The organism is Rhodococcus sp. IEGM 1406, assembly GCF_030056745.1.
In the GTDB taxonomy this organism is placed as follows: Bacteria; Actinomycetota; Actinomycetes; order Mycobacteriales; family Mycobacteriaceae; genus Rhodococcus_F; species Rhodococcus_F erythropolis.
The window spans coordinates 23,060-38,804 of sequence record NZ_JASHKO010000003.1 but is presented as its reverse complement, the minus strand read 5'-3'; the positions used below and the strand labels follow the sequence as shown (position 1 = coordinate 38,804).

Here is a 15,745-nt window from a genome sequence, read left to right as displayed (position 1 = left end):
AGGTGTCAGGTGGTGACGCGGCGTTTGAACGCCGCAATGCAAACGTCGATCAGCAGGAATGCGAGAAGACTGATGCCGAGTAGCGGAACGAACCAGCCCACCAGTGCGGTTACCGCAACCAGCGCAACAATGCTGAGCGGGGAGAGGTTGCGAATCCCGCCGCGGGCAGGGGCCCGGCCGACAGCCCAGTCGGAGCCACGGGTGGGGCGTCGGCGCCACCACATGATGTAGCCACGAATGACCACGCTGACCAACGCGAGTGCCAGTGCGGTGAGTGCGATCTGGTTGGCAAGGCCGAACAGCAGGCCCATGTGGAGCTGGATTCCCCAAGCCGAAAGTTTGGCTGCGAGTGGCCAATCCGAGAACCACAACTCGTCGGTGACCTTCTGCGTCGCTCCGTCGATTGCGATGGTGTTGTTGCTGTACACCCACGGCTGACGCGTCTGGGCGACGGTGAAGGCTGTCTCGGCGTTGGCGGGTATCGATACTTCGACCGGACCGGTGATCCCGTTGTACCTGGCGATACCGAGGACGGTGTCGACACGTCCGACGTTGGTGTCTGTCAGCGTGCCGGCGGCGGCGGGGGCCATGTCGTGACCCTCGTGCCCGCCCGTTGCCGGTGGTGGAGCGTCGCCGAGAGTTTTCACGACCGAGGGCGTCGTCCAACTCAATGCGGTTCTCAGATTGCTGACGTTCTCTCCGGCGTAGGTCGACCACGTGAGGCCGGTCGCCGAGAGGAAGACCAATGCAACTGCTATCCAGATGCCGACGACACCGTGCCAGTTCAGGGTCCGGCTTCGTCCGGCGGATGCTCGGTCGATCGTGAGCAGTCGAGCGTTCCGGGCGGTGCGGTAACGACGGAACCAGAGGTAGACGCCACCGAGTGCGACCACCCACATCCACGACGCGGCCAATTCGCTGTAGAGGCGGCCGGGTTCACCGAGATGAAGGTGGCGATGCAGCTGAGAGATCCAGGTGCGCAGTGGCAACGAACCACTGCTTCCGTAGACCGCCAGCTCGCCGACCGGCTGTGCAAGCACTGGATCGACGAAGACTGCGAGCCTCTCCGATTCGCCCAACGACGGATCGGTGAACAGGACCCGCGTGGTTTCTCCGGCCGCAGGGGACGGACGTACTGCCGAGACGGTCAGGTCAGGGCGGTACTGCTCAGCGGAACGGATCTGGTCGTTCAGTGATGCGATCTGTCCGGTGGTGTCGGTCTGGAGATAGTCGCTGTAGACGAACTTCTCGATGGTGGGCGCCATCGCGTAGAGACCACCGCTCAGCGCGGCGATGAGGATGAACGGCCCGATGAGGATTCCGGCATAGAAGTGCAGGCGCAGAATCAGCGGTCTGGCGCCGCCGACCTGCTTCTTCGGGGGAGAGCTGTCGTTGGAAGCGCGTGTCTGTGCGCGCTCCAATTCGGGTGCGGACATGCGTGTACTCGATCCCGCCGTGCGCCTTTATTAACCGCCCGCGGTTAATAAAGGCGCACAGCAAAGTGGCGCACGTATTCACGTGCGTGAGAGGAAAGGGAAGGTGAGTTACACGAATGCCGGTGGGCCGCGAGTGCCCAGGCCTGAGGTGAGAAGTTGACGCAGAACAACTTTGGCGCGGTATCGAGTACGGGCAGTGAACGGCGAGGGTTCAGGTGCCCACGGGCGCAATAGGACGGCGACGATTGCCGCCACCGTCGATGCCGCCACGACGTACCCGTGTTCTGCGCCGCGGATCAGAACTGCGCACACTCCGACGGCAGCGATGTGCGCTGCGAGCATCGGAAGCGACAGGAGCAGACCGTGTTGATGATCCGAAGCGATGGTCAATGTCGCGTGACCGATGGCCTGACCCGCAGCGAGCATAAGGGCGAGCAAGAGGGCAGGGGATCGGCGAGTGTCGATGGACGTGACCACCGCGCCGACGCTCGCGCACGCGAGGATCAACAACACCACCGCGCTCTCGGACGGGGCCATGCCGCCGCCACCGAGCGCGTGGGCTGCGACGGAAACCGCGCCGGAGGTACCGCCCACGAAAGCGCCGCGCAGCTGCGCGACATCTTTCGGACCCGGCGTCATACGCGAAAGGATACAGGCAGCTACTACGAGGGCTAGTAGTCGAGCCCGGCCGAGTCGGTTTGACGCCGTTGACGGGCGCCGTTACGTTCGGCAGACATTCAGGTTTCAACGGGGGAGTGAAATGTCCAGAATGAGATTATTTGCCGTGTCAGCGGTTCTGGGGTTGATGTCATTGTTGATCAATCCACCGTCTGTGAGTGCCGTGCCAACGGCTTGTCCGGTCAGTGATTACGGCATTGTCTACGCGAACCAATCGTCCGCTCCAGCTGTGCGTGAAGCTGCGCTGAACCTGATTGACAGCGCAGGCGTGAGTTGGGTTCGTATCGATGCGTTTTGGTCGCAGATTCAATCTGGGGGTGTTAATTCCTACAGCTGGGGTCCGCTCGACACGGTCGTGAACGCGGCTCTCGCTCATGGAAAGAAGATTATTCTCCTGCCACATACAACTCCGACGTGGGCTCGACCCGCAGGAGCTCCTGCGGACGACAAGTATGCACCGGCCGACATTTCCAAATATGCGACGTTCGTGAACAAGCTTGTTGCACGGTACGCGCCTAAAGGCATCATGTCGTACGAGATCTGGAACGAGCCGAATATCAGTATGTTCTGGAAGGACTCGGTTGCTAATCCGAAGCCTAATCCCGTGCGGTACGCGCAATTGCTGAAAGCGGCTGCTACCTCGGCCCGCGCGGCGAATCCCTCGATCACCGTAATCAGCGGCGGTATGTCACCTGCCGCGGATGCTGCCGACGGCAGTCAGGTCGCGCCACTCACATTCTTGCAATCCCTGTATACGAATGGTGCACGGTCATCGTTCAACGCTGTCGGTCATCATCCGTACTCGTATCCGGCGCTGCCTACAGATGAACATGACTGGAACTCGTGGTCTCAGATGAGTGTCGAGTCGTTCGCGGGCGGCGGGATCGTTCGGCCGAGCCTTCGCGGAATCATGACTGCCAACGGAGATTCTGCAAAAAAGATTTGGATTACCGAGTTCGGGGCGCCTACAAGTGGGACTCCCGACAGCGTCAGCGAAGCACGTCAACTCGAGATCTATCAGGCAGCGATGGCAGACAAGCAAACCAAGTCTTGGTTGGGGCCGCTCATCTTCTACCGTCTCAACGACTACGCGCCTTACGGGGCAACGACGGATCGAGAGTCATATTTCGGCGCAGTGAGGTCGGACGGCACCGTCAAACCGAGTGGTGCATACGTGGAGAGTGTGCTCTGCCCGTGATGGCGGTCGAATGGTACGAGTGATCCGTAGGGGTGGAGGCACTTCGTTCGAGAGTGCGGAATTCAGCAGCAGCTGAACACTTGTCCATGAAGGGAGGGTGATCACCCAGGTGATCACCCTCCCTTTTTTCGTTTGTTACCAAGGGATTTGCCCTGACATTGCGGAAGGCTGTTTTCAGCGGCAGATGAAGATATATGTGCCGCATATCGTTACGACGTTCGTATTTGCTGAGATCGGCACACGCGTGGGGACCAAAGTCATCGAAGTGCGGGTGTAACGGTCTGTTGTGCCGTGACGGTATTGAGCAGAGAACGGCAAGCCCGCCAGAGTGATAGCGTCCGAGAGGCTATGTCCGAAATGATTCCGAACTCGACCTAGGAAAACGGTGCGCAGCGATAACAACGGTTCGAATAACGGAGTCCTGGGGAACAACTCCGGAACGACTCAGGGCGACGGCCTTTTCGACGCGTCCGACGACGGTTACGCAACGTCGATTCGAACCGTCACCTTCACGCCGCAATTCGACGAACCCGCGGCAAAACCGTTGCCCAGTCAGCGGATGCGCCAGCAACGTCGTGAAGAGCCGACCGATTTTCGGACCTCGACGCCCAGGGCTATGACGTCCGTCGACGATCTGGACATCATCAAGCGGGCGAAGCGTCCACCCGAACGCGGTTTGGGCAGTGTGCTGTTCAAACTAACCGGGGGTCGGATCAACACTGGGCAGTCGGCCGCCGAACTCGAACATCAAGCTCTGGTGCGCCGTGCCAACCGAACAGTGCGCGGCGTGTACAAGATTGCTTTCATCTCACTCAAGGGTGGTGTGGGAAAAACCACGGCGGCCAAGACCGTCGGTTCGACGTTCGCGTCGATCCGTGGCGATCGAATCGTAGCCATCGACGCCAATCCCGACCTGGGAACTCTGGCTGATCGTGAACGACGTGAACATCACCTGACCGTTCGTGATCTGTTGGCCGACGGTGACATTCGTACGTACAGCGATGTTCGCTACTACACCTCGCAAGGCGACAGCCGACTCGAAATCCTTGCGAGTGAGGCAGATCCGGAAACTTCGGAGTCTTTCAACGAGCAGGACTACCTCGATACTCTGCGAATTCTCGAGGTGCATTACAACATCGTCATCACCGACTGTGGCACCGGAATCATGCACTCGGCCATGTACGGAATTCTCGACGAAGCAGACGCTTTGGTAGTCGTCAGCCCGACGGCGCAGGACGGTGCCCGTAGTGCTGCAGCAACGCTCAGTTGGCTGACCAAGCACGGCTACGCAGATCTGGTGAGCAGGTCGGTCGTGGCGATCAATGCGACGCGGCCGGGTTCGTCTTCGCTCGACCTCGACCAACTCGAGGACGTTTTCGCTCAGCGTGGAGTGCGAGCGGTCAAGACGTTGCCCTATGACGATCACCTCGGTGAGGGTGGTCCGATCGACTTGAAATTGTTGAACAAGCGCACTGCACGGGCATATCTGGAACTCGTCGCAGCGATTGCCGATGGTTTCCCGGACTCGGTGGGCAAGCACGCTTCTCGCTGAACGTGCTCGCCCCCGAATCTGATCATCAGGCCGGTGTTCAGGGGTGCCGAAGTATCGCGCCGTATCCGTCGGCGAGAACGAGGCGTTCGTCGATCTGTACCAGCTCGGTGCCGGTCCCGATTGCGATGTAGGGGAGTACGCGATCGGCGGGCCCGATCAGCTTTCCACTGGTGACTTCCTTGTCGTCGGGATCGGTGAGCAGCAGTGTCTCGACCTTGCCCTGTTCGAGGGCGTCGAGGACGCGTGCGGTCCCGTCGATGGAGAGGCCGGAGTCCCGGCCCTGCTCTGCGACGTAGCGTTCGGTTTCCGCATCCATTCTGCGTAGTCGCTGCGTGTCGATCAGTTCACGAATCGACTTCGACACCTCGGCGGGTGTCGAACCGACTGAACGCGAACCTTTTTCGACGTCCACCACCCGTAGCGTCGACGGTAGGAGCTGTGCAAAAGCTTTGCGGGACTGTACTTCTCCGATCACGACCACCAGTGCGACCTTGTGTTCGCGGGCGAGCGCCGCCGCGCGCTCCACGGCCTGTGTCAGGTTCTTTCGGATGTTCTCCTCCACGAGGCTTTGGCTGTCGGTGTACCGCTCCTGGCCGCCCACGTGTGCCTTGTGGACCGGGAAGCCGTCGCCGTCTACCGTTTCGCCGTACACGTCACGCCCGCGAGCATCGCGCACGCACAGGTCCGCGCCGGTGTGGTCGACCTTTGCGATGAGGAACGGTTCGGTGTCGTATCCGTGTGCGATCAGTGGAATCAAGTAAGGCAGTTCGCCCAAGGTCGCGATGGTGGAGCCGGCAGGTTCGAGCAGAATATCGTCGATCAGCACTGCCTCGGATGTGGCGACGATCGCGCGTCCGGCGCGACCTGAGATGCCGTGATGGTTGTCCTTCACCTCGTCCAGTCGCGCGATCAGCGACTCCGATGCTCCCTGTTTCGTCAGTTGATTGCGCATCGAGCGCCATTCGAGTTCGAAGCGCTCGCGTGCATCTTCCCGGTTGCGGACGTCTTCGAAGTACACGGAGGCAAACGGGCCGTCACTCGAACCGACCTTCTTCAGCCGCCCAGCATGCATGTCGGCTCCCTTCTGTAGTGGTCCTATGCCGCGTACCCGACAACTGGTGATTCGACACGACCGCTTTCAGTTCGCACGTTTGTTCGACTGCTGGTACTGTCTGTGAACGTGAGGGTGGTGCAGAGGGAAGCCTGCATCACCTTCACGCCAAGAACCCGGGACCTGCCGCCGACTGCCTTCGGTGGCAGGTCCCGATTCTGCTTAATCGGCGTCGTCAGTGCCCTTCGACCTGTCGGAACTCTTGCGCCAGTGAGTGAATCGTTCCTTGATGTCCGTCGCTACGTCGCCGACGCCGTTCCCGACGGCGCCCACGGCACCGCCCAATCCGCTACCGATGTCGCGCACCATCCGGACCAAGGGATCTTCCGACTCGTCGAAGTTCTGCTTGTAGGTCTTGGCTGCATTCTTGAACTCGTCGCTGATCTTCGCTCCGTCGTCATCGCCGCGGCGGGGGTAGTTTCCGCGCAGAATCGCGGCGTAGTCTCCGCTGTCCACCCACTTCTTGAGTTCGGCGGCGCGAAGCACCGAGAACGGGTGAGAGAGCAGTTCGATGTTGAGGAGCTTGAGTACACCGTCGCGGAGGTCGCCGCTGGCGTCGTACTCGGCGGCCTGGGCAAGAAACGCGTCGATGTCGATTTCACTGACTCGGGATCCGGCGGCCAATTTCATCTGCACGCGAATCGCTGTGTGTACGTCCTGGCCGCACAGTAGTCCTGCACGATCGCCGGACAGTTCGGACTTGCGTTGCCATTCCATCAGGGCGGCGATGATCGCGCGCAGTGCCCATCCGCCGACCGGCAGCCATCCGATGGTTCCGGCCAGTCGCATCAAATGCATCAAGATAGTGCGATACACGGCATGGCCGGACAGTGCGTGGCCTAGTTCGTGGCCGATGATGAACCGTTGCTCCTCGTAGTTCATCACGTCCAGCAGACCAGTAGTGACCACCATGAACGGCTTGTCCATGCCGATGGTGAAGGCGTTGACCATCGGGGTCTGGAGTACGAACAGCTCTGGTGTCTCGTCGGCCTGCAGGATCTCGACGCAGTCACGGCGCAGATCGTTCAGGTCACTGAACTGGCGTTCGTCGACTCGCACTGACGTGGCGAGGTACATGAGGCGGTGCTGACGTTCTTGGAGCAGTCCGGACAGCGTCCGCAGAACAGTGTCGAACCCCCGAAGCGTCCGGAGCGTCACCAATGCGGCCCGATCGGCTGGGTGTTCCCACGCACGCGAGCTGATGTCCGGGAACTCGATTCGGGTGCGATCTGGTGCAGTGGTCATGGTGGCCCCTCACTTCGAAGTGTGTCGACTCACCTCCAGGGTAACGACTAGTCGGTTTAGCGCGGATTTCCGGCAGCTCACTCGGTGGGCTGGGGGAGCGTGCAATCCGTGACTTTGGGGTTGACGCCGAAGTAATTCAGCGGGCCGGCGATGACCGTGAGCGCGATGGTCCCGACGCCGGCGCAGTTGGTCGGCGAACTGCTGTAGTAGCCGCGTTGGCCGGCCGCGACGGCCCCGACTATCAGCCAGATCAGAACGATCAGAGTCACAATTCTCATCATGGCGGGCTCGATTCTTCAAATATTATGATGCCCAGCGAAATACCCGGTCAGAGTGGGTATGAAACGCTCAGCCGACGGGTATCCCTGATGTATGCGGCTCGAGGCGGGCGTATCCGCCCGAGTGAACGCACTGAAGGAGCTTGTGATGATCATCCTCGGCGTAATCCTGCTGATTATCGGTTTCGTGGTGAACATTCCGATCCTCTGGACGATCGGTGTCGTCTTGTTGGTGATCGGAATCATCCTGTACGCGCTGGGCGCGGCCGGGCACGCTATCGGTGGTCGGAGGCATTACTACTGATCAGGGGGTCGGCCCGTCATGCGTATCCGTGCCCGTCGGGACGGTGCGCTCAACGGCACGTGCGATCAGTTCCCGCAGGCAGACCTGGCGAAGCGTCCGCTGTTGCCAGTCGCTGCCGCCGCCGGTCACGCATTTGTCGCGCAGTGCTGATTCCACGCTCGTGTACTCGCCTGTCTCGTCGAGGGAGTCACGGACATGGATCAGGAGTCGGTGCAACTGTTCCGTGGCCGAAATTCTTTGTGTGGTAACCGGATCGATCGACGCTCCCAGGACGCCTTCCTTCGCGGACACCCAGGTTGCGAGGCGGAGGTTCTCGAGGGAAGTGCGCGGAGCGACGACTCCTCGTTCGACGGCGCGCAGTGCAGTGGCGACCAGCGCGCGCACAAGTGCTGCAAGCAATACGGTGTCGTCGACCGTCGGCTGAACGTCGCAGACCCGGATCTCGACGGTCGGTAGGTGGCAGGAAGGCCGGATATCCCAGTAGGCCATCCGCTTGTCGAGCATCACGCCGCAATCCACCATCTTCGCGACCGCGGTGTCGAAGTCCCCGGCGGTCTCGAAGTACGGCGGCGGCCCGGCGACGGGCCACCGGGACCATTGGATCGCCCGCCAACTCGCGAAGTCGGTGTCGACTCCTTGGTGGATACGGGAGTTGGCGCTCAGTGCCAGCAGGGCAGGCAACCAGATGCGCACGTGATTGCAGACCTGCACGGCCTCTACTTGATCAGCGACGCCCACATGGATGTGGCAACCGCAGATACTTTGTTCGGCGGCGAGGGCGCCGAAGTGTTCGCCCATCTGGCGGTAGCGAGGGGAGTCGCTGATCTCGAAACGCGAAGGCCCCGAAAGCGGTGCGCCGACGGCCAACAGCCTGCAGCCGTTCAACTCGGCCGCTTTCGCCGCGAGCCGACGCATGTCGATCAAGTGGGTTCGGAGTTCGTCGATGTTCTGGCACACGGGAGAGTTGGTCTCGACTTGGCAGCGGGACAACTCGAGCTGAAGATCCAAACCGAGTGTCGACGCGGTTTCCGCAACCGCGGCATTGTCGGTGGACGGCAGCCAGGATGTCGGGTCGACGAGGATGAATTCTTCTTCGACGCCGACGGTCGGGGTCGTCGATTCGTAGCGGCCAGCGGTGGATCCGGTCGAGCAGGTGGCGCCCATGCTCGCGTCTACCCGGTCGGTCGAAGGCGGAAACCGACCCGAGGAAGCCCCGTTCTCGTCGGGAGAACGGGGCCTGTGGTCGGTCTTGCCAACATCTCGGAAGCGTCAACGAGCCCTTGCACACCGTATGAATCTGGGGACTGGCGTGCCTGGGAAAACGTACTGTGTCGGACTCGGTAAAACGAGACCCCAAGGCATGTCTCACCCCCGATTTCACCCTCATACGAGGGTGCCTGCACGCCCTTCGTCGAGGCGCGGATCGTGACCTGGTGGCCTGCGGCGGTCCAGTCGAGGTTTATCCGTGGGGCCGCCTTTATCGGGCAGATTTCGAGAAATACGAACCCATCTAAACTAACGTCCAGCATTCGGATGTGAAGTTCTGGGGGACTCGGTGAGTCAACAGACATTTGATCAGTTAATCGCGTGCACAGTATCCACTGAAGATATGTAATTTTCGAACTGGTATTGCGTTTCATCTGCGAGAATATCCAGTGGTCATGGGTGAAAGTCAGAAGGTGGGAGAAAGGGCCTGGGATTGTGTTGCTAACGGTTCGTTATCGCCGCCGAATGCCCACCATGTATGTGGATGGCGCCTCTTGGAAGAGGGAAAACTGCGTGTCATCCGTGTCGCAACTTCCTCTGCCTTGTGGTCTTGGATTGAGAGTTTCACCAGGAGGATCTTTCGTAATCGACGCGTCCGGAAATTTTCCTCAAGATTTACCCACTTGCGAATTAGGGAATTTAATGGGTTGTGGAAAGTGGAAATATTGCGGGTGGGAGCTGTTATTTGCGGTGATTTGCTCATATCTTGCTGAGTGAGGTATTTGCAACCGAAGTGCCACGTGGTCGAGAAATAATGCTCTTCATGCTTTACATTGGAAATTGCAAGATGCACGTTTCATCCTCCAGTGTTAAACGAAAGGACGAACGCAATGGGTAGCTTGGAAGATTTCGACATCGCGGCACTTCTTCAGAAGGTCATCGCATTCTTCGACGGATTCTCGTCGGACGAGACCGAGCCCCCCACGGGCTAAGACTTGGCGAAGCCGCTGTGCATCCGGACGACACTGGAAGCACAGCGGCTTCTCTGTATCCGGACCTCATCTGTCAACCCAGTCGGAGACTGTTGCGAAATCTCAACCTTCTATCGTTCTAGCTGGTCGCATCCTTCTGGATCAGGAGCATCGCGTCGTCGACCGGATCGAAGTACAGAGCCGGATCGGCAACCAGTGCAGCGTCGTCACCATGAGTTTGCATGGTGACGACCCAGGCGCGATCGTCGTGTTCCACGTAGTAGGCACCCGCAAGGACCCCGATGGAGCTGCCGCCCTTGAATCCGCCGTAGGTGAACCATTTCGCGGACTCGTCACCGAGCGCCGGATCTTCGGCCAGTATGTCTCGAACCGGTGCACCGCTCTCGGTCTTCGCCATCTCTTGCAACGAGACCAACGCGGCACGCAGGTCGGCGGGCGAGGCGAACCAGTCGATGTCGAAAGGCCATGCGGGGGTGGTGAATGCTGACGCCGGGATGTCCACCAGGCCGCCAGGTAGTGCCGCCAGTATTGCTCGACGCTCGTCCGGGGTTCCGTCGCGCCAGGCGATACGTTGTGCGCCATCGTTGCCCCAGCCGAGTTGGAACAGTGCGCGGGTCGGCTTCAGTGGAATGTTGAGCGAAGGATCCGCCATGCCCATCGGGGCGAACTCCGCCTCGACCTGCTCGCGCCCGACAGCAGCGATCAGAATGTCGGTGGCGGTGTTGTCGCTGATCGAGATCATCTTGCCGGCGGTCTCCCGGACCGTGACTTCGGTTCCCGACGGCAGGTCCTGCATTGTCCCGCCGGGCATCGACTTGAGGTCGTCGGTGATGGTGAGCTTCTGATCCCACGAGAGTGTCCCGTTCTGGACAGCCGTCGCGACCGCGCCGAGAACGTACAGCTTGATCGTTGACCCTGTGGGCTGTGGTGAGGTGTCGCCGACACCGAAGACTTCGGCGTTCTTTCCGCCGGTGACCTCGGTGACGGTCAAGTTCGTCGGCGCGGGAAGTGCTTTGACAGTTGCCTCGAGCTCTTGCCACGATGCGGCAGGCACATGATCGTCTTTGGTCGGTGTTATCGCCATTCCAAGGACCAACCCGTCGCCGTCGACGACGACGTTTATGTCGAACGCGCCGCCGGTGGTACTGGTGATGGAAACGGTGCCGTCGGTATCGCCTCCCTTGTAATTCACTGTTGCCCAAGGCTGTCCGGCTCGGATGGAGTCGAAGTCCGGAGGCGTCAGGACAACTGGTGCGGTGGGTCCGAAGTGCTCGGCGATTTCTTCCTGGGGCAATGGCGCGCTCGTGTTGAACGCACTGAGAAGCCAGCTGATCTGCTTGCCGACGGGGCTGTCGGGGATCGTGACTGTCGTGGGTGTCTCGGTGGCGGAGACCTTTGTGCTGTTGTCCGAGGTTTGTGCAGAATCCGGCCCGGAAGTACATGCGGCGAGGGCGAATACCGCTGCGGAGGCAAGTGCCACCAGCGTGAGCGGGCGACTCTTCCTGCGTGCGTGTTCGAGTTTCATGGACTCATTTCATCAGCGTTCTCTTCGGCGCGCGTCCGTCTGAGGTGTAGACGTACTCAGCCTGAAGTACTGAATCGGTTCATCCTCGAGTACCGTCAACTACTTGTCGTGGTGACACGCATAGTGAAGCTGGACAAGACGGAGAAATACTGCACCCGAGTAACTTTCGTGAGGACTGCCAGAGTTAGTTCTTGGTCGCGGCCAGGAAAGAAGGCTGCGTCGACAGTGCGGCGATCTCTTCGGGGAGATCAGGAATCCGGCGATCGTACAGATCTGCCAACTCCACCGAGCTGAAGCGTCGGACGGTCCAATTGTGTTCAGTGAGCCACCGGCCGGGATCGGATCGTTTGTCGCTGTAGAACAGTTGCGAAATGTCCAGGTCTCCGAACGGGTTCTCGGCAAAGTACTTGGATCTGATGGTCGCCAGCTTCTTCGGGTCCGTGCCGGCCGGAAAGTCGTTCACTGCCAACCGACTACCAGTGGCCGAGAGTTCGTCGATCCGCTCGAACAGGGCGTCGTGGGCCGGGCCGGGGAGATAAGCGAGCAGGCCTTCTGCGGACCATGCAGTAGGTTCCTTCGGATCGAAACCCGCCTCCGCGAGCGCAGCCGGCCAGTCGTTGCGCAGATCCGTAGGCACAGTGCGTCGATCAGTTTTCGGCTGGGCGTCGCGCGCCGCGAGCACTTCGGCTTTGAACTCCAGTACCTTTGGTTGATCTACTTCGAACACTGTGGATTCTGAGTTCCAATCCAGCCGGTACGCACGCGAATCCAACCCCGCCGCAACGATTACCGCCTGCTTTACTCCGGATTCGGTTGACGACAAGAAGAATTCGTCGAAGAACCTGGTTCGCAATCCCATGAAACCGCCGAAGGGTGTGTCGTCGAGGAGTGCCGGATCTTTCAGAAGAGCTGTGAAATGCGGCTCCGCTGCAGCTTCTACGAACCACGATGCGAACTTGTCTTCGATGATCGCGTCCGAGCGGGCGCTTTCCAATGCGCGGAAGGTCGCCACTGCAAGCGCGGTGAGTCCGACGCTACTGACGATGTCCCACGTATCTCCATCGCTCCGCATTTTCTGGGTGTCCTTCCGCTCTGGACGACTGAGCCGAACCCTCTCGACTTTACGCCCGAGCGACCCCTTGCCGCCTGGAACGGAACGGTCGGAACTGGGGCGCGAACAACAACGAGCCGGCATCGGAACATTGTGTAGTGCAAGGCGTTCGGTTTGAAGTCAGCCCTGCCAGGAATCTGCCAGGGTTGTGCCAGTGGACGGCCAGGATGCAGGACTTCACTGGTGTGTGCCCCGTTCGGGACAGCCAGAGAGAGTCTGGAGAAATCTTCGGAGAAGGGATCGATCATGACACGACTATCCGCACCGGAACAACGTAGGAAGTACTTCTGGACCAAGCTCGCGGTGACGGGTGCGGTATTGACCGTACCCATTGCCGTGCTCGCCGCACCGGCCTCGGCAGATACTGTGAATCATGATGTAACACAGGCCGATAACGGTTGGCCCGGAGATCAGGGGGGCGATCACTCGCACGATTGGGACCGTGGTGGAAACGGCGGCTGGAACCAGGGTGGTAACTGGAATCAGGGCAACGACTGGGGCAATCAGAACCAATGGCAAGGCGGGCAAGATCAGGCACCCGCGCCGACAGTGAACCCCTTCGCCGGACTGTTCGGATCCAGCTGATCCCCCGGCTACACGACGAATTTCGGGTCGAGAGAGATTGTAAGCCCATGTTGCAGGAAGGCTCGCTCGAGATGTTGGCCGCCGCGGCACGGAGCGGTATCGATGAAGCCATGACCGATTTGTACGCAGTGTTTCGCCCGATGGTTGTGCTGCGGTGCCGCGCCGAGCTTGATCGGGCCGTCTCCGACTCCGCCGCGGATGCTGCATGCATCTCTGTTCTCACGGCAGTTTGTGACGGATCGGCGGCGAATCAGCCTTTCCTGCGCCTGCTGTACGTGAGTACAAGCGTCGCGATTGCTCGGGCGGCATCCGACCGGTTCAGCAGTGGGCCGCTCCCGCCTCCAACAGCGCTCCCGGTTGTCGAACGCGATGTCCTGGTGTTGCGGTTGATCGTCGGCCTCGACAGTGAGGCGACGGCAACATCGCTCGCCCGTACGACCGACCAGGTGTCACTCGACCTGCATCGTGCGCTGCAGCGCCTGCGAAAGTTGAGTTCTCCGAATGCAATCAGGGAGACGTTGGTATCTACCTGAGGACGTTCGGAATGCGCAGGTTCAGGCGGGAACGGATCCCTGCCTTACTGGCCGGCGATGTATTCGATCGACGGTCCGGCGGTCCAACCACCGTCGACGGCGATCTCGGAACCTGTTGTGTACGAGGCATCGTCGGAAAGTAGGTAGGTGACCGCACCGACCAACTCCTCCGGGCGACCGACACGGCGATACGGATTGTTGGGGAATGCGCCCTCTTCGAGGCTGATGCCCGTCGGCGCAGTCATGGGGGTGAGGACCATGCCGGGGTGTACGGAGTTGACCCGAATCTTGTCGCGACCGAGTTCGACGGCGGCGATCTTGCTCAGCCCACGCACGCCCCACTTGGCTGCGCCGTAACCGCTGGTCAGAGCCATGCCCATCAGGCCGGCGGCCGAGGAGATGTTCACGATGGATCCGCCGCCTGCTGCCTTCATGAACGGCACCACCGTGTGGATACCGGTGTGTACGGACACCAGGTTGATCTGGATGATGCGTTGGAACGTCTCGAGCGGTTCTTCGGCGACCGTCTGGCCGGAAGCCGAGATTCCGGCATTGTTGACCAAACCGTTGATCGCGCCGAATTCGGATACCGCGTACTCGGCGGCGGACTTCCAAGACGTCGGATCGGTGACGTCGAGGTGAACGTAACGTGCTGCGTCGCCGAGAGATTCGGCCACTGCTCGGCCGTCGTCGTCGAGTAGGTCGCCGATGACGACGCGGCCGTTACCCGCGACGATGCCGCGCGCAAACGCTTCGCCCAGGCCGCGTGCGCCGCCAGTGACGAGAACGATTTTTCCGGAGAGATCCTGAGTCATGATTGTTCCTAACCTGTTGGTGTTGCGAGATATGGCTTCGAGAACGCGCCGAGCGCGCGGGTGATGGCCTTGGGTGCGGGGGTCCGGAGGTCTGCCATCTCGCGCAGTGCGGCCACTACCGCCAGTGTTGCCTGGCCCGAAGCCGCTGTCGTGTCGAGCGAGCCTTCTGGCCGATCGATCAGACGTGCAACTTCTGGGCGGATCAGTTCCATCGTCTCGAAAGTTGCTGATTCCCAAACTCTCCGGAGCGCCGCGTCGCCGAAGATGATGGGCATCAGTGACCGAGTCATCGGCTCGAAGGACTCGCCGACCGATGCGATAAAGGCCGTCTTCACTGCCGCTGAGAGTCCGTATTCGCGGGATTGCGCGCTGAGGGCGGTGGCAAGACTGCGGTTTCCCTCATCGAGCATCGGCCAGATGCTCTCTTCCTTGGTGGCAAAGCAGCGATAGAAGGTGCGCTCGGAGATTTCTGCCCGTTCGGCGAGCTCCGCGATGGTCGTCGAAGTGTCGCCGCGTTCGACGAAAGCGGCAGCGCAACTCTGCGAGACGCGGAGAAGTAGTGCAGTGCGGCGGGCTGTTGCCATATCCGCACTGTACCAAAAGTGGCAGAAACTGCCACAAGCTGTGCCGGTCGGTCAGCCGGTGCTGCCTTCGATGCCGGATACCTCCTGCTCAACGGCGCTCTTGATGTTCAGCAGCGTCTTGCGGATGTTGCCGCGCTGAAAGTCGGCGAACGTCTTTCCGCCGGTGGCAACCTTGTCGAATATGTCCGCCGCAAAATCCGGCCAGCCCCGTCTGTCGTCGATCCACGTTTCGGTAACTCGGGTTCCACCGGGGACGGGCTGAAATCGGTACCGCCAGGTTGCAATAGCGGCAGAGATTCGTGGCGTGGCAAGGCCGATCTTGTGAACACGGAATTCGAACAGTTTCCCGGTGTCGGCAGCGGTGACGGTGCATCTTGTGGTCCACTGCGCGCGCCCACGTTTGTTGTGCCCGTCGAACTCCATACCCAGGAAAGCGCTTTCGCGGTCTCCCCGCAAGGTAGCTCCCAGGTTTTCGGGACTCCAGTCGCCCATGCGAGTGGGATCGCTGATGAGCTCGTAGAGAGAAAGCGCGTCGACATTGACGACGACGCTGTCGGAGACGGTGAGTTCGCGAGCCATTTCGGTTTCAGTT

At 60.5% G+C, this 15,745-nt stretch carries 16 protein-coding genes; 5 read left to right on the top strand and 11 right to left on the bottom strand.

Annotated features, from left to right (window positions below; genetic code table 11):
• Nucleotides 1–5 precede the first annotated feature (5 nt).
• Together QM596_RS15925 and QM596_RS15920 are read right to left on the bottom strand one after the other, a co-directional pair.
• Nucleotides 6–1,436, bottom strand: a complete 1,431-nt coding sequence (locus tag QM596_RS15925; protein ID WP_283309391.1) for a PepSY-associated TM helix domain-containing protein — start codon at nt 1,434–1,436, stop codon at nt 6–8.
• Nucleotides 1,437–1,544: 108 nt separating this feature from the next.
• Complete coding sequence (locus tag QM596_RS15920) at nt 1,545–2,075, bottom strand: hypothetical protein (RefSeq protein WP_020906463.1); 531 nt, start codon at nt 2,073–2,075, stop codon at nt 1,545–1,547.
• On the opposite strand from QM596_RS15920, the gene QM596_RS15915 reads away from it, so the two are divergent.
• Together QM596_RS15915 and QM596_RS15910 are read left to right on the top strand one after the other, a co-directional pair.
• Nucleotides 1,972–3,312: a cellulase family glycosylhydrolase gene (locus QM596_RS15915; protein WP_349307323.1), complete on the top strand. Its 1,341-nt coding sequence runs from the start codon at nt 1,972–1,974 to the stop codon at nt 3,310–3,312. The two genes, QM596_RS15920 and QM596_RS15915, sit on opposite strands and share 104 nt — an antisense overlap.
• A gap of 385 nt (nt 3,313–3,697) precedes the next feature.
• Entirely contained in the window at nt 3,698–4,864 is a 1,167-nt protein-coding gene (locus QM596_RS15910) for a MinD/ParA family ATP-binding protein (RefSeq protein ID WP_020906466.1), read from the top strand.
• Between the two features lie 37 nt (nt 4,865–4,901).
• Here QM596_RS15910 and QM596_RS15905 read toward each other — a convergent pair whose 3' ends face one another.
• The 3 genes from QM596_RS15905 to QM596_RS15895 form a co-directional block, all read right to left on the bottom strand.
• A complete protein-coding gene (locus QM596_RS15905) occupies nt 4,902–5,936 on the bottom strand; it encodes a baeRF2 domain-containing protein (RefSeq protein ID WP_019747188.1) in 1,035 nt (344 codons plus the stop codon).
• Between the two features lie 201 nt (nt 5,937–6,137).
• On the bottom strand, nt 6,138–7,220 hold the full coding sequence (locus QM596_RS15900; protein WP_283309388.1) for a M48 family metallopeptidase: 1,083 nt from the start codon (nt 7,218–7,220) through the stop codon (nt 6,138–6,140).
• 77 nt (nt 7,221–7,297) lie between these two features.
• Nucleotides 7,298–7,501 carry a hypothetical protein gene (locus QM596_RS15895; RefSeq protein ID WP_003945456.1) on the bottom strand — a complete coding sequence of 68 codons (204 nt, stop codon included), beginning with the start codon at nt 7,499–7,501 and terminating at the stop codon, nt 7,298–7,300.
• A 145-nt stretch (nt 7,502–7,646) separates the two neighbouring features.
• Between QM596_RS15895 and QM596_RS15890 the strand changes: the two genes are divergently transcribed.
• Nucleotides 7,647–7,802 carry a DUF6131 family protein gene (locus QM596_RS15890; protein ID WP_003945912.1) on the top strand — a complete coding sequence of 52 codons (156 nt, stop codon included), beginning with the start codon at nt 7,647–7,649 and terminating at the stop codon, nt 7,800–7,802.
• On the opposite strand, the gene QM596_RS15885 is transcribed toward QM596_RS15890, so the two are convergent.
• The 3 genes from QM596_RS15885 to QM596_RS15875 form a co-directional block, all read right to left on the bottom strand.
• Entirely contained in the window at nt 7,803–8,966 is a 1,164-nt protein-coding gene (locus QM596_RS15885) for a carboxylate-amine ligase (RefSeq protein ID WP_047889156.1), read from the bottom strand.
• A gap of 1,152 nt (nt 8,967–10,118) precedes the next feature.
• On the bottom strand, nt 10,119–11,525 hold the full coding sequence (locus QM596_RS15880) for a serine hydrolase (protein ID WP_283309387.1): 1,407 nt from the start codon (nt 11,523–11,525) through the stop codon (nt 10,119–10,121).
• A gap of 184 nt (nt 11,526–11,709) precedes the next feature.
• Complete coding sequence (locus tag QM596_RS15875; RefSeq protein WP_029537649.1) at nt 11,710–12,597, bottom strand: SAM-dependent methyltransferase; 888 nt, start codon at nt 12,595–12,597, stop codon at nt 11,710–11,712.
• Nucleotides 12,598–12,882: 285 nt separating this feature from the next.
• Here QM596_RS15875 and QM596_RS15870 point away from each other — a divergent pair, with 285 nt between their 5' ends.
• Together QM596_RS15870 and QM596_RS15865 are read left to right on the top strand one after the other, a co-directional pair.
• Entirely contained in the window at nt 12,883–13,221 is a 339-nt protein-coding gene (locus QM596_RS15870) for a hypothetical protein (protein WP_019747196.1), read from the top strand.
• Nucleotides 13,222–13,268: 47 nt separating this feature from the next.
• A complete protein-coding gene (locus QM596_RS15865; RefSeq protein ID WP_283309383.1) occupies nt 13,269–13,754 on the top strand; it encodes an RNA polymerase subunit sigma in 486 nt (161 codons plus the stop codon).
• Nucleotides 13,755–13,798: 44 nt separating this feature from the next.
• On the opposite strand, the gene QM596_RS15860 is transcribed toward QM596_RS15865, so the two are convergent.
• The 3 genes from QM596_RS15860 to QM596_RS15850 are packed head-to-tail and all read right to left on the bottom strand — an operon-like array spanning nt 13,799 to nt 15,732.
• On the bottom strand, nt 13,799–14,569 hold the full coding sequence (locus tag QM596_RS15860) for a glucose 1-dehydrogenase (protein ID WP_019747198.1): 771 nt from the start codon (nt 14,567–14,569) through the stop codon (nt 13,799–13,801).
• Nucleotides 14,570–14,577: 8 nt separating this feature from the next.
• Nucleotides 14,578–15,153 carry a TetR/AcrR family transcriptional regulator gene (locus QM596_RS15855; protein WP_019747199.1) on the bottom strand — a complete coding sequence of 192 codons (576 nt, stop codon included), beginning with the start codon at nt 15,151–15,153 and terminating at the stop codon, nt 14,578–14,580.
• A 51-nt stretch (nt 15,154–15,204) separates the two neighbouring features.
• The gene (locus QM596_RS15850) at nt 15,205–15,732 is read right to left on the bottom strand and encodes an SRPBCC family protein (RefSeq protein ID WP_019747200.1); all 528 of its coding nucleotides are present in this window, start codon (nt 15,730–15,732) and stop codon (nt 15,205–15,207) included.
• Between the last annotated feature and the right edge of the window lie 13 nt (nt 15,733–15,745).

What these genes read in the sequence shown, in the direction of transcription:
- QM596_RS15865 (WP_283309383.1), top strand. Translation starts at nt 13,269, where the DNA reads ATGTTGCAGGAAGGCTCGCTCGAGATGTTGGCCGCCGCGGCACGGAGC.
- QM596_RS15850 (WP_019747200.1), bottom strand. Translation starts at nt 15,732, where the DNA reads ATGGCTCGCGAACTCACCGTCTCCGACAGCGTCGTCGTCAATGTCGAC.
- QM596_RS15915 (WP_349307323.1), top strand. Translation starts at nt 1,972, where the DNA reads ATGCCGCCGCCACCGAGCGCGTGGGCTGCGACGGAAACCGCGCCGGAG.
- QM596_RS15880 (WP_283309387.1), bottom strand. Translation starts at nt 11,525, where the DNA reads ATGAAACTCGAACACGCACGCAGGAAGAGTCGCCCGCTCACGCTGGTG.
- QM596_RS15890 (WP_003945912.1), top strand. Translation starts at nt 7,647, where the DNA reads ATGATCATCCTCGGCGTAATCCTGCTGATTATCGGTTTCGTGGTGAAC.
- QM596_RS15895 (WP_003945456.1), bottom strand. Translation starts at nt 7,501, where the DNA reads ATGATGAGAATTGTGACTCTGATCGTTCTGATCTGGCTGATAGTCGGG.
- QM596_RS15860 (WP_019747198.1), bottom strand. Translation starts at nt 14,569, where the DNA reads ATGACTCAGGATCTCTCCGGAAAAATCGTTCTCGTCACTGGCGGCGCA.
- QM596_RS15870 (WP_019747196.1), top strand. Translation starts at nt 12,883, where the DNA reads ATGACACGACTATCCGCACCGGAACAACGTAGGAAGTACTTCTGGACC.
- QM596_RS15855 (WP_019747199.1), bottom strand. Translation starts at nt 15,153, where the DNA reads ATGGCAACAGCCCGCCGCACTGCACTACTTCTCCGCGTCTCGCAGAGT.
- QM596_RS15885 (WP_047889156.1), bottom strand. Translation starts at nt 8,966, where the DNA reads ATGGGCGCCACCTGCTCGACCGGATCCACCGCTGGCCGCTACGAATCG.
- QM596_RS15920 (WP_020906463.1), bottom strand. Translation starts at nt 2,075, where the DNA reads ATGACGCCGGGTCCGAAAGATGTCGCGCAGCTGCGCGGCGCTTTCGTG.
- QM596_RS15925 (WP_283309391.1), bottom strand. Translation starts at nt 1,436, where the DNA reads ATGTCCGCACCCGAATTGGAGCGCGCACAGACACGCGCTTCCAACGAC.
- QM596_RS15905 (WP_019747188.1), bottom strand. Translation starts at nt 5,936, where the DNA reads ATGCATGCTGGGCGGCTGAAGAAGGTCGGTTCGAGTGACGGCCCGTTT.
- QM596_RS15900 (WP_283309388.1), bottom strand. Translation starts at nt 7,220, where the DNA reads ATGACCACTGCACCAGATCGCACCCGAATCGAGTTCCCGGACATCAGC.
- QM596_RS15875 (WP_029537649.1), bottom strand. Translation starts at nt 12,597, where the DNA reads ATGCGGAGCGATGGAGATACGTGGGACATCGTCAGTAGCGTCGGACTC.